The 12,438-nt window shown below is 70.6% G+C and carries 11 protein-coding genes and 1 pseudogene; 6 read left to right on the top strand and 6 right to left on the bottom strand.

Annotated elements, in window-relative coordinates; all coding sequences use genetic code 11:
• Nucleotides 1–259: response regulator (locus G6045_RS34065; RefSeq protein WP_165336061.1), on the bottom strand; the 259-nt coding region annotated here is incomplete at its 3' end.
• A gap of 157 nt (nt 260–416) precedes the next feature.
• Between G6045_RS34065 and G6045_RS34060 the strand changes: the two genes are divergently transcribed.
• The 3 genes from G6045_RS34060 to G6045_RS34050 are packed head-to-tail and all read left to right on the top strand — an operon-like array spanning nt 417 to nt 3,449.
• Complete coding sequence (locus tag G6045_RS34060; RefSeq protein ID WP_165336060.1) at nt 417–1,400, top strand: Bug family tripartite tricarboxylate transporter substrate binding protein; 984 nt, start codon at nt 417–419, stop codon at nt 1,398–1,400.
• Entirely contained in the window at nt 1,397–1,927 is a 531-nt protein-coding gene (locus G6045_RS34055; RefSeq protein ID WP_165336059.1) for a tripartite tricarboxylate transporter TctB family protein, read from the top strand. Before G6045_RS34060 ends, G6045_RS34055 begins: the two co-directional genes overlap by 4 nt.
• Nucleotide 1,928: 1 nt before the next feature.
• Entirely contained in the window at nt 1,929–3,449 is a 1,521-nt protein-coding gene (locus G6045_RS34050) for a tripartite tricarboxylate transporter permease (RefSeq protein WP_165336058.1), read from the top strand.
• 81 nt (nt 3,450–3,530) lie between these two features.
• Here the strand turns inward: G6045_RS34050 and G6045_RS34045 are convergent, their stop codons facing one another.
• On the bottom strand, nt 3,531–3,674 hold the full coding sequence (locus G6045_RS34045) for a hypothetical protein (protein WP_165336057.1): 144 nt from the start codon (nt 3,672–3,674) through the stop codon (nt 3,531–3,533).
• 263 nt (nt 3,675–3,937) lie between these two features.
• Here G6045_RS34045 and G6045_RS34040 point away from each other — a divergent pair, with 263 nt between their 5' ends.
• A complete protein-coding gene (locus tag G6045_RS34040) occupies nt 3,938–5,446 on the top strand; it encodes a trifunctional class I SAM-dependent methyltransferase/NUDIX hydrolase/VOC family protein (protein WP_165336056.1) in 1,509 nt (502 codons plus the stop codon).
• A 52-nt stretch (nt 5,447–5,498) separates the two neighbouring features.
• On the opposite strand, the gene G6045_RS34035 is transcribed toward G6045_RS34040, so the two are convergent.
• Together G6045_RS34035 and G6045_RS34030 are read right to left on the bottom strand one after the other, a co-directional pair.
• Nucleotides 5,499–6,005, bottom strand: a complete 507-nt coding sequence (locus G6045_RS34035) for a DUF402 domain-containing protein (protein ID WP_165336055.1) — start codon at nt 6,003–6,005, stop codon at nt 5,499–5,501.
• The gene (locus tag G6045_RS34030) at nt 5,986–6,906 is read right to left on the bottom strand and encodes a GNAT family N-acetyltransferase (protein ID WP_165336054.1); all 921 of its coding nucleotides are present in this window, start codon (nt 6,904–6,906) and stop codon (nt 5,986–5,988) included. The genes G6045_RS34035 and G6045_RS34030 overlap by 20 nt, the downstream gene beginning before the upstream one ends.
• A 152-nt stretch (nt 6,907–7,058) precedes the next feature.
• Between G6045_RS34030 and G6045_RS34025 the strand changes: the two genes are divergently transcribed.
• Nucleotides 7,059–7,430, top strand: coding sequence for a GntR family transcriptional regulator (locus G6045_RS34025; protein WP_165336053.1), 372 nt, complete (start codon nt 7,059–7,061; stop codon nt 7,428–7,430).
• 15 nt (nt 7,431–7,445) lie between these two features.
• On the opposite strand, the gene G6045_RS34020 is transcribed toward G6045_RS34025, so the two are convergent.
• A complete protein-coding gene (locus G6045_RS34020; protein WP_165336052.1) occupies nt 7,446–8,558 on the bottom strand; it encodes a DUF5925 domain-containing protein in 1,113 nt (370 codons plus the stop codon).
• Between the two features lie 146 nt (nt 8,559–8,704).
• On the opposite strand from G6045_RS34020, the gene G6045_RS34015 reads away from it, so the two are divergent.
• Nucleotides 8,705–10,111: a GH39 family glycosyl hydrolase gene (locus G6045_RS34015; protein WP_165336051.1), complete on the top strand. Its 1,407-nt coding sequence runs from the start codon at nt 8,705–8,707 to the stop codon at nt 10,109–10,111.
• A 31-nt stretch (nt 10,112–10,142) separates the two neighbouring features.
• Here G6045_RS34015 and G6045_RS34010 read toward each other — a convergent pair.
• Nucleotides 10,143–12,438, bottom strand: a pseudogene (locus G6045_RS34010) (lipopolysaccharide biosynthesis protein); the annotation flags it as partial.

The following is a 12,438-nucleotide window of genomic DNA, read 5'->3' as shown; positions in this document are numbered from 1 at the left end:
GGCGGGACGGGTCCTTCTCCTCCGCGGCGCGCAACTCTCGTAGGACCGAAATGCCGTCCATGTCCGGCAAGTACACATCGAGAAGGACCAGATCGGGGCGCAGGCGCTCGGCCGCGCGCAGGGCCTCGGCGCCGTTGTGGGCGACTCCCACCACGGTGAAGCCCTCCATCGCGGCGACATAGCGGCCGTGCAGCTTGGCCACCATGAAGTCGTCGTCGACGACCAGGACCGTTGTCGTTGCGGGGGTCTGCGCACTCATCGGCGCAGGTTAAGCGCGTGACCGCAACGACCACAACGTCCGTTGCTTGCGGAAGAGAGACAGCTTGTTAACGCGCAGGCAACATGTGGGCCACCTCACAAGGCTTTAACGCCCGCTTACAAAAACCCCTTACACAAACCGACAGGTGGTGGCACACGTGCGTCTGCGCACTCCCCTCGCCCTGCTCGGGGCCGCGCTCCTCGTCCTCGGGGCCCCGCCGCTGCTCTCGGCGGGCAGCGGTGCCGACGACGGCACCAAGATCCCCAGGCTGCGCTTCATGGTCCCCAACACCCCGGGCGGCGGCTACGACGTCACCGCACGCACCGCCGCCAAGGACGCGGAGGACGCCGGACTCACGCACGGCATCGAGGTGTTCAACATGCCCGGTGCCGGCGGCACCGTGGGCCTGGCCCGGATCGCCGAGGACAAGGGCAACGGACGGCTCGCGATGTCCATGGGCCTCGGTGTCGTGGGCGCCGCGCGCTCCAACGACTCCCCGAAGACCCTCGCCGACACCACCCCGATCGCCCGGCTCACGGAGGAGCAGGACGTCGTGGTGGTCGCCAAGGACTCCCCGTACAAGACGATCGACGACCTCGTCGGCGCCTGGAAGAAGAACCCGGGCAAGCTCCCGGTCGGCGGCGGTTCGTCGCCCGGCGGGCCCGACCATCTCGCGCCGATGCTGATGGCGCGCGCCGCCGGGATCGCGCCCAAGGACGTCAACTACATCCCGTTCGACGGCGGCGGCGAACTGCTCGCCTCGATCCTCGGCAACAAGGTCGCCTTCGGCGTCTCGGGCGTCGGCGAGTACCTGGACCAGATCAAGTCCGGTGAGCTGCGGCTGCTCGCCGTGACCGGGCCGGAGCGGGTTCCGGGCCTGGACGGCCCGACGCTCATGGAGTCCGGATACGACGTGAACTTCACCAACTGGCGCGGCATCGTCGCCCCGCCCGGCCTCGACGAGGACGAGCGGACCAAGCTCATCGAGTTCTTCGAGGAGCTCCATGACTCGCCCGAGTGGAAGAAGTCGCTGGAGACGAACGGCTGGACCGACGCCTTTGTGACCGGGGAGAAGTTCGGCGACTTCCTGGAGAGCGAGGACAAGCGCGTGGTGTCCGTACTGAAGGAGCTGGGGCTGTGACCGCCACCATCGAACCTCCCAAGCCCGAGGCGCCCAAGTCCTGGCTCCGGGAGTACTCCGAACTGGGCGTATCCGTCCTGCTGTTGGCGCTCGGCGTCCTGGTGCTCACCGACGCGCTGACGATGGAGGTGGACATCGAGCAGCGCGGCCCGATCGGGCCGAAGACCGTGCCGATCGTCGTCGGCATCGGGCTGCTCGTGATCGCCGTGCTTCTCGCGATCGACGTGCTGCGCGGCGGCCGCGGTGAGGCCGAGGGCGGTGAGGACATCGACCTGTCCGAACCGGCCGACATGCGCACGGTATTGCTGCTCAGCGGCGTCTTCCTCGGCTTCGCGGTCCTCATCGGCCCGCTCGGCTTCCCCATCGCGGGCGCGCTGCTCTTCTGGGGCGCCGCCTTTGCGCTCGGCTCACGGCGGCTCGACCGCGACCCGCTCATCGCGGCGGTGCTCTCCGTCGTGACGTACGCCGTCTTCAACAACCTGCTCGGGGTCCCGCTGCCCGGCGGCCCGCTGATCGGAGCGCTGTGACATGAACGCTCTCAACTCCCTGATGGACGGCTTCGGTACGGCACTGACGCCCATCAATCTGCTCTGGGCCGCGATAGGCGTGCTGCTCGGCACGGCCATCGGCGTGCTCCCCGGCATCGGCCCCGCGATGGCGGTGGCGCTGCTGCTCCCCGTCACCTACGGGCTCGACCCGACGGGCGCGTTCATCATGTTCGCGGGCATCTACTACGGGGCGATGTTCGGCGGGTCGACCACCTCGATCCTGCTCAACACGCCAGGCGAGAGTGCCGCCGTGGTGGCCGCCATCGAGGGCAACCCGATGGCCAAGTCAGGACGGGGCGCACAGGCGCTCGCGGCCGCGGCGATCGGGCACTTCGCGGGCGGCATGGTCGGCACGATCCTGCTCGTCGCGCTCGCGCCGAAGATCGCGGACCTCGCGGTGGACATCGGTGCGCCCGACTACTTCGCCATCATGGTCCTCGCGTTCATCGCGGTGACGTCCGTCCTCGGCTCCTCCCGTATCCGCGGACTCGCCTCGCTGCTCATCGGTCTCACCATCGGCCTGGTCGGCCTCGACCAGATGACCGGCCAGCAGCGGCTGACCGGCGGCTCGCTCCAGCTCGCCGACGGCGTGGACGTGGTGATCGTCGCGGTCGGTCTCTTCGCGATCGGCGAGGCCCTGTGGGTGGCCGCCCATCTGCGCCGCGGCGGTGCCGAGGCGATTCCGGTCGGCCGGCCCTGGCTCGGCAAGGCGGACGTCAAACGGTCCTGGAAGTCCTGGCTGCGCGGCCCGGTGATCGGCTTCCCGTTCGGGGCGATCCCGGCGGGCGGTGCGGAGATCCCGACGTTCCTGTCGTACGTCACCGAGAAGCGGCTGTCCAAGCACAAGGACGAGTTCGGCAAGGGCGCCATCGAAGGCGTCGCGGGCCCCGAGTCGGCGGCCTCCGCTTCGGCGGCGGGCACGCTGGTCTCGATGCTGACCCTCGGTCTGCCCACCACGGCCGTCGCGGCCGTGATGCTCGCCGCCTTCCAGCAGTACGGGATCCAGCCGGGCCCGCTCCTGTTCGACCGCGAACCGGAACTGGTCTGGGGCCTGATCGCCTCGCTGTTCGTCGGCATGGTGCTGCTGCTCTGCCTCAACCTGCCGCTCGCACCCCTGTGGGCCAAGCTGCTTCGCATCCCGCGCCCGTACCTCTACGCGGGGATCCTCTTCTTCGCGGGAGTCGGTGCGTACGCGGTGGCCGGCGAGGCGATCGACCTGGTGATCCTGCTGGTCATCGGCCTGCTGGGCTTCGGCATGCGCCGTTACGGGCTGCCGGTGCTGCCCGCGGTCATCGGCGTGATCCTCGGCCCGGCCGCCGAACAGCAGCTGCGGCGCGCGCTGCAGATCAGCGACGGCAGCGTGACAGGCCTGGTCGACACACCGTTCTCCGTCACGGTCTACGTGATCATCCTGCTGCTGCTCGCCTGGCCGCTCCTGAAGAAGCTGGTGCTCCGCAAGGGGCGCAAGGCCGCGCAGGACCGCGAGGACGCCGCGGTCTGACCCGGGCTGATACGCGACGGGGTGCGAGGGCTGCTCAGTCCTCGCACCCCGTCGGCGTCTGTCTGGAGGCGCTCACCGGGCTCAGGCCTCGGGCCACCAGGTCTTGTGGATGTCCTCGCGCACTTCCGGACGCGGGCCCACCCTGCGCTGGGCTTCCTCGGAGCGCTCACGCTCACGGCGGATCGCGGGCTTCGGGATCGGCTTGCGGATCGTCTGGCGGCGCATGAGGCCTCCTAGCGTCGAGTCGCCCGGGTGCTGAGTACCGTTCATTCACTCGGTTAGACCCGGGCGAGGAGCCTTTCTCATCGCCGCCCGGTTTGTCAGTGGTGCTTGTCACGCTCCTGACGGGTTTCTTCCCTCCTGGACCAGGGTTCGACCCTCATGTTTCAGCATGTGGGACGACGCGTGAATTCCTTGCGCGGCAAGGGCGTTGGAGCCAGGCCTTCCGGCCAGGGGGAATTGTCAGTGGCGGCTGCGACGATCTCCGTATGAGTGACGAGCAGACACCGGCCGCCACGGTCGACTGGGACGCGGAGGCTGCGGCCTTCGATCTGGAACCCGACCACGGCCTGCGCGACCCGGCCGTCCGCGCGGCCTGGGCCGAGCGCCTCGCGGACTGGCTGCCGCCGACGGCGTCCGACGTGCTCGACCTCGGCTGCGGTACGGGAAGTCTGGCGCTGCTCGCGCGGGAGCAGGGCCACGGGGTGGTGGGCGTGGATCTGTCGCCCCGCATGGTCGAGCTGGCCCGCACGAAGCTGGGGGCCGGGGCCGAGGTGCTGCTCGGCGACGCGGCCCGGCCACCGGTCGGTGGCAGGACCTTCGATGTCGTGCTTGCCCGTCATGTGCTGTGGACGTTCCCTGACCCGTCGGCGGTTCTGGCGCACTGGTGCTCCTTGCTGCGGCCCGGTGGGCGCCTGGTCCTGGTCGAGGGGGTCCGTGGTGCGGAGGGACTGCCCGTCGAGGAGATCACCCGGGCCCTCGCCCCGCTCGTCACCCGCGTGCACACGGAGGACCTGTCGCGGGACGCGCGCCTGTGGGGCCGGCCGGCCGACGGCCTGCGGTACGCGGTGGTGGCGCAGCAGGGGCCGCCACGTCACCGTGAGGTCGTCGACGTCCATCTCCTCGTGCGGCGGGGCGACGAGGTGCTGCTCGCCCGGCGGGCCGGCACCGGCTATGCGGACGGACTGTGGAACCTGCCGTCCGGTCACGTCGAGGACGGTGAGGACGTCCGGGCCGCGGTCCTGCGCGAGGCGTACGAGGAGGTGGGCCTCCGGCTGGAGCCGGCCGACGTACAGATGGCGTTGGTGATGCAGCACCGGGGCCCCGGCGGCGCCCCGCGCGTCGGCTGGTTCTTCGAGACGTCGGCCGGCGGCACCCCCGTCAACCGCGAACCGGACAAGTGCGACGCCCTCGCCTGGTATCCGCTGTCGGGCCTGCCGGACGGCATGGTCGCGTACGCCCGCGCGGGCGTGGAGGCCCACCGCGCCGGCGAGCGCTTCGTCCTGCACTGGCACGAGGACGGCGACGCGATCGCGTACGAGAGTGCCCGCGACCGGTCGGTGCCGCTGCCCCGTACGACCGCGGGGCAGGTCCACCACATCGAGCTGTGGGTGCCGGACCTGGCCGCGGCCTCGGCATCCTGGGGCTGGCTGCTCGGCGAGCTGGGCTACTCCCCGTACCAGTCCTGGGAGTTGGGCCGCAGCTGGCGGCTCGGGGACGCCTACGTGGTCGTCGAGCAGTCCGCGGACCTTTCCGGCAGCCGCCATCACCGCACCGCGCCCGGCCTCAACCACCTGGCGTTCCATGTACGGGACCGGGCAGCCCTCGACGCCCTGGTGGCGCGCGCCGCCTCCCACGGATGGTCCCTGCTGTACGCCGAGGAGCATCCGTACGCGGGCGGCAGGCAGCATTGCGCCGCGTATCTGGAGGACGGCCTCGGCTACGAGGTCGAGCTGGTGGCGCGCGACGGCGCGGGCGGGCCCGGCACAGTCCGCTGACGCGACGGCGTCGGCGAGCAGGCAGTGTCGCCGACCCGCCGACGCCACGGCCTCAGTCGAGCAGCGTCGCCAACCCGCTGACCTGCGCGACCACTTCGAGCTCGTCCAGGGCGCGCACGGCCTCCACCGCCGCCACCGGATCGCGGTCCGTGAGGCCGCTCTCCTCGAACTCGTCCTCGTCCAGGCGCAGCACCGTCGAGCCGTCCGCCGAGACCCACAGGTCCAAGTCGAGGTCCTCGACGACGAGTTCGCCGGAGTCGAGGACCGCAGGGCGGGTCACGTCGCAGTACCAGCCCTTCAGCCAGCCCTGCGCCGTACGCACCTCCTTGACCGAGTACCAGCGGTTGCGCCAGTAGTGCTCGGTGAAGACATCACCCGGCTCGAAGCGTACGAAGCCGAAATCCCGCACCCCGTCGCTCGCCCACGGCGCACGGACCGTCACCTGCGTGCCGTCGTCCGCGAGCAGGAGTGCGGGGTAGCGGATCTTCGTACGGCCCGCCTTCGTCAGATGGACCTTGAGCATGTCGTCCTTGAGGGGATCATCCGAGGTCGCGGACATAGCGCACCTCCGTCGCGCAGATTTCGTAACCGAACCATTTGTTGATCGCCAGCATCGGACCGTTGTCCGAGTCGTTGCCGGTGAACGCCTCGGTGTAGCCGGCCGCACGGGCCCGCCGCAGCGAGTCGGTCTTGGCGAGCTTCGCCAGGCCCCGGCCGCGGAACGCCCTTGAGGTGCCCGTCATCCCGGATCCGTAGCGTGTGCGGCCGTCCGTTCGGGCCGCCGTGAACGCGGCCGGTGTCCCGTCGACCAGGGCGACCGTGCTCAGCTCCTGGTCGAGCAGCGGATGGCGCCAGGTCGAGTCCAGCCACTCCTCGAAGTCGTCGAGCTCGGCGTCGAGATCGCCGGGCTCGTCCGCCGTGCACTCCGCGTCGAGCTCGAACATCGGCCGCGGGTCGTCCGCCCAGGCCGACACCGGTACGAGCTCGACGTCCGCCGGGAGCTCGGGCAGCGGCGGCAGCGTGCCGTTCGCCAGGTCCAGGCGCAGAAAGTGCGCCGAGCGGCTGGCGCGGTAACCGCGGCGCTCGGCGAAGGAACGGTTCGGCACCTCGTCGAGCACCCACGAGTAGACCGTGTCGGCCCCCGCTCCCGCGACATGCTCCTCCGCCGTACGCAGCACGAGGGCGCCTACCCCGTGCCCGCGGTGCTCCGGATGCACGTAGACATTCGCGAAGGCCTGCCCGGGAGTGCTGGCCTCGTGCGCGATCCCTGCCTCGGCGCGCGCCACGATCTCACCGCCCCGTTCGGCGACGAAGAGCTGATAGTGGCTCGCGGGTGCGGCGTGGGAGGTGTCCCACAGGGTCGCCTCGGGCGTGGTCACCATGAACGGAAGGGCGGCGCGGAGCACTTCGGCGGATGCCGAGGCGTCCTCGGGGCGGAAAGCACGGACGATGACGGTCATGGTCACGGACGCTACGTGGCACGCGGGAGGCGCGCCTCCCATTTACGGCGCGGTAGGTATACGGGACTTCGCCCTAGGTATGCGGAACGCGTACCGCCCGCAACGGGCCCCGTACCCGTACGGGAACGCGACCTGCTGCCACAATCGGGCCCGTGACTTTGAAGCTCCGTATCGACCAGGGCGCAGCCGAGGCGCCGTTCGAGCAAGTGCGCGCCCAGATCTCCGCGCAGGCACATTCGGGAGCGCTGCCGGTGGGCTACAAGCTGCCGACCGTACGCGGCCTCGCCGAGACGCTCTCCCTCGCCGCGAACACGGTGGCCAAGGCGTACAAGGCCCTCGAAGCCGATGGCGTGATCGAGACCCGCGGACGCAACGGCACCTTCGTCGCGGCCGCCGGCGGAGCGGCCGAGCAGAAGGCCGCCGAGGCGGCCGCCGCCTACGCGGCCCAGGCCCGACGGCTCGGCCTCGACCAAGAGGCGGCGCTCGCGGCGGTCAAGGACGCGGTGCGGGCGGCGTACTCCTGACGGAGGGCCGGGCTCCTACAGATACAGCCCCGCATCCGCCCCGCCCCGAGGCTCGGGCACCGAGGTCGGCGACACCCCGCGCCGCAGCGCGTACAGCTCGGCGAGCGTCGCGCCCTCGCGGCCGACGGCCGACGCGGCGTCCGGGAAGTCCGCACCCAGCCAGTCCAGGGACTCGCGCCGGGTCAGAGCGCCGATCTCGATCCGGGCGAGACAGCGGCCGGGCCGCACGACCGCCGGGTGCAGCCGCTCCAGGTCCTCGTTGGTGGTGACGCCGACGAGGACGTTGCGACCCTGGCCGAGCAGTCCGTCCGTGAGGTTGAGCAGCCGGGACAGGGCCTGGCCCGCGGTGTGCTTGGCCTCGCCGCGGATCAGCTCGTCGCAGTCCTCGAGCAGCAGCAGCCGCCAGCGGCCCTTGCCCGCGCCGTCCTCCTCGCCGATCGCGATGTCCATCAGGTAGCCGACATCGTTGAACAGACGCTCGGGGTCGAGCACACAGTCCACCTGGCACCAGTCCCGCCACGAGCGGGCGAGCGTGCGCAGCGCCGAGGTCTTGCCGGTACCGGGCGGACCGTGCAGGAGGAGCAGCCGGCCCGCGATGTCCTCGGGCGTGGTCTTCATCAGCCGGTCCATCGCATCGGACACCGAGGCCGTGTAGTTGGGGCGCACCTCGTCCCAGGTGCCGGCGGAGATCTGCCGCGTCGTGCGGTACGGGCCACGGCGCGGCGATACGTACCAGAAGCCCATCGTGACGTTGTCCGGCTGGGGTTCGGGCTCGTCGGCCGCGTCGTCGGTGACCTGCTTGACGACACGTTCCGCGAGTTCGGCCGAGGTGGCGATCACCGTCACGTCGGCGCCGCGGCTCCAGCGCGAGATGAGGAGCGTCCAGCCGTCGCCCTCCGCGAGGGTCGCCGAGCGGTCGTCGTCACGGACCGCGCGCAGCACCTTCGCGCCGGACGGCACCAGATCCAGGCCGGCCTTGACGCGCTCGATGGACACACCGTGCGAGTACGGCTGCTCACCCACGGCGAACCGGGCGAGGAACAGCGCGTCCACGACGTCCGACGGTGAGTCGTTGTCGTCCATGTTCAGCCTGATCGGCAGGGCCTGCCGCGGGTCCTTTTCGGGCATGCGGTACATGATCCGTCACGAATGGCCCCTGCGCACGGAATTTCGGGTGCCGTCCCATGGACCAGGTGCTCTGAACGGGTGTGTTACACACCCGTGGCAACGGAGCCTGTCATTCCGTCAACCGGCCCGATTACCCTTGCCCGTTGATGGGACGTCATGGGTGGAAATCGGGGGCACGGCGGTGGCGGCTCACCGCGTTGCTCGGCGTGGGTCTGGCGGCACTGGCGCTGGTCCTGACGCTCAGCAACCTGCCCGACGGCAATGGTTCGACCGCCGGCACGACGACCGACGGTGACAAGGTGTGGGGTTCTCCCACGATCCCCACCGAACGGCCCGAGGCCGAACTCGGCTGGGGTTTCACGCACACCGAGCACAGTGCGGACGAAGGGGAGGACGGCGCGGTCGAGCGCGCCGAGAAGACCCTCACCGGACCGCGTCTGCCGCAGCTGCAGCACATCATGGGCTGGGGCTCGGACAACCCCGAACCCTCGCCGGGCCGTTACCGGTTCGGTGAGATGGACGCGCGCATGGACTTCATCCGCGCCACCGGCAGCACCCCCGTGGTGACCCTGTGCTGCGCCCCGGACTGGATGAAGGGCGGCAAGGCCGGTGTGGACAACACCGACTGGGACCGGCTCGAGACCCCGCCCGACCCCCGGCACTTCAAGGACTTCGCCAAGCTCGCCGCGACCGTGGCCAAGCGCTATCCGGACGTACGGCACTTCATCGTCTGGAACGAGTTCAAGGGCTTCTGGAACGACGCCGAGGAGCGCTGGGACTACGAGGGCTACACCCAGCTCTACAACCTCGTGTACCGCGAGCTGAAGAAGGTCAACGAGGACATTCTCGTCGGTGGCCCGTACCTGGTGATGGACAGCCTCAACCCGCGCCAGAGCGAGAACGCCTCCGACGAGCTCAAGGGCGACTGGGGGAGCGCGGACCAGCGGGTGCTCGACGCCTTCGACCACTGGAACAAGAACAAGGCCGGCGCCGACTTCGTGGTCGTGGACGGCTCCAGTTACACCGCCGAGGACGAGCTGATCCCCGACGAGTTCGCCGCCACCGAGAAGTTCACCGACGTGAGCGAGTGGGTGCGGGGGCGTTCCGACGGGCTGCCGCTGTGGTGGGCCGAGTACTACGTCGAGCCGGGCGACCACAACGACAACCGCGACGACTGGGCCGAGCCGCACCGCGTCGCCGTGCAGGCCGCCGGCCTGATCGCGATGGCGCGGGGCGGCACGACCACGGCGTTCTACTGGAACCCGCAAAAGCGCGGCAAGGACTGCGCCGGCTGTCTGTGGACCTCCACCGAACTGGACGACGGCGGCGTCGCGTTGCCGATGCTCGGCCTGCTCGAGCGCTTCCACAAGGAGTTCCCGCCCGGCACGTCGTACGAGGACATCGCCGTCTCGCCCGAGGACGCATCGGTCCGCGTCCTCGCCGACGACAAGGCGCTCCTCGTGGTGAACACCGTCGACCGCCCCACGCAGGTGACGGTCGACGGCAAGCGCCTCACGCTCAAGCCGTACGAGGTGCACTGGGCGGGCCGTTGAGGCCCGCCCCGCACGGCTGTGGCCGCAACAGTTAGGCCAGCGTCAGGAACCGCTGCACCAGCGAGGCCAGCAGCACCGCGAGCAGAGGCAGCGAGAACCAGTACGTCGACTGCAGCCACTGCAACTGCCGTACGCTCGGCGGCGCCGCCACCCGCACCACCTCGCGCACGGCCAGCAGGGCGATCAGCGCGATCGCCGCGAGCGCACCCACCACCGACCAGGGCGTCCAGGTGACCTGGGGTCCGATCGGGCCCGGATCCGCCTTCTTGACCTCGTCGTCCGGCTGCTGGCGCAGCGTGTACAGCGTGGCGTCCGCGTTGCTGTACGCGCGTTTCAGCTCGGGCCGGTCGTCGAGGTTGTGCATCAGGCGCTTGTCCCAGTTGCGGGGATAGCCGCCGTCCAGGTTGAGCGTGGTGGTCTGGCCGCGGTTCACCATCAGATACGAGTTGGGCCCGGCGTCCCTGAGCGACTTGATCAGCGAGCCCACGAGGACCGGGTCGAGCGGCGCCAGGGTGGGCGTGTACTCGACCTTCTCCATGTCCTGCTTGCCCCAAGGAGCCGCCGGCGTCACGTTGTTGATCTCGTCGTCGGTGAGCCAGAGCAGCCGCACCGTCGGATCCGAGTGGTCGTACACGTACTCCATCGCCGCGACCTCGCCCGGCCTGACCCGCTCGAAGGGCTCGTTGCCCCAGCGGGCGATCAGGAACCCGCCGACCAGGAGCAGGCCCGCCATCAGGGCCGCGAGCGGCGCGAGCGAGACCCGGTCGCGGTCGCGTTCCTGCGCGGTGATCCCGGTGCGCGGGAACAGGGCGAGACCGGCGAGCAGCGCCGCACCCGGCAGCGCGAACATGAACACGCGCAGCGCCATCTCGCCGCCGTACGACTGCATGCCGAACCCGAGGAACGGCACGAAGGTCAGGATGACCAGAGAACGTTCCGCGTACTGGTATCCGCGCCGGCGCCACCAGCCCCATACGGCGAGCGCCATGACGAGGCCGGCCAGGCCCACCCGCGAGTAGAGGACCAGCTGGTGGATCGAGCTGCCGCCCTCGATCCGTCCGCCGACGGACGAGGTGACATTGCCGCCGACGCCGCCGACGCCGCCGAACAGCTCCTCGAAGTGCCCCGACCAGTAGGGCTCGGCGAGGAAGCCGATCCAGACCACGACCAGGATGCCGAACAGGATCGGCAGGCCGCGCAGTTCGGAGCGGCCGAAGACGACCAGGGCGGCGATCACGCCGAGCATCACGAACGGGGTGAGCTGATGCGCCGGCACCGTCGCCGCGAAGAGCGCTATCAGGACGAGGACCAGCGTCGCCCGCTGCCCGCGCGTGGTCTCGAGCACCTCGGCCTCGCCGGGGCGCCGCTTGGCCCAGAGCACTCTCGGCGCGCGGAACCAGACGAGGAGGATCGCCACGAAGGCGATATAGAGCAGATACGTGAAGCCCTGCGGCGAGAAGTAGTCCTGGCCCACCCAGCCGCTGAGCACGAAGATCCACACGCCTGCCCACTTGGCCCGCCAGCTCGCCCGCATCGAGCGGATCAGCAGGAACATCGGGGCGAGATAGGCGAGTTGGACGGCCATCGGCCACCAGCGGATGACCTCGCGCATATCGTTCACGCCGCAGGCCTCGGCGATGAACGTGGCCGCGGCGAAGAAGCCAGGCCAGCTCCAGCGCGCGTCCAGGTCGGGGACGGCGGAGCCGGTGCGGTCGATGTACTCCATGAAGCCCAGGTGCTGCCAGGCCGTCGCGAACCGCGGCTCCGCCTCGATGACCGCGGGCAGTGCGTGCAGCGAGACGAGGGTGCCCAGCAAGGCAAGAGTGAGGAGCAGCCGGTGCGGCCGCTCGTGCCAGAGCAGCGACGCGAAGGTGACCACGAGCAGCGCCGCGCCGAGCAGGGTCGCGGGCGGCAGCACGGAGATCAGCCCGAGCCCGTTCATGGCGTCGAGATCCGCGTCGCCCATGCCGAGCACCGGCACCCAGTACAGGCCGAGCGCGACGATCAGGAGCAGCCCGAGCCCGTACGAGCGGGAGACGGGTGTTGGCGCGGCCACGGCACTGCGCGGCGGCTCGGGCGGCTCGGCGGCGGGACTCGACGGCGACAGGGCCCGCGCCCGCGGTACGGCCGAGGAACTCGCCACCACCGACGGGAACTTGGACCGCTGCTCCCGCGCCACCGGCGTCCGCTCGGCGCCCGGTTCCTCGCTGGCCTCCCGCGAGGGCTCGGACGCGGCGGCGGAGGCCGCGGACGGGGGTGTGGGCGGCGGCGTGGCCGGGCGCGGGGGGAGCGCCGACGGGAGCCGCAGCGCCCAGGTGGGGCGGTGG

It is taken from the genome of Streptomyces mesophilus (genome assembly GCF_011044995.1).
In the GTDB taxonomy this organism is placed as follows: Bacteria; Actinomycetota; Actinomycetes; order Streptomycetales; family Streptomycetaceae; genus Streptomyces; species Streptomyces mesophilus.
Note: the sequence above shows the minus strand (reverse complement) of the source record. Positions and strands in the feature narration are given on the sequence as shown.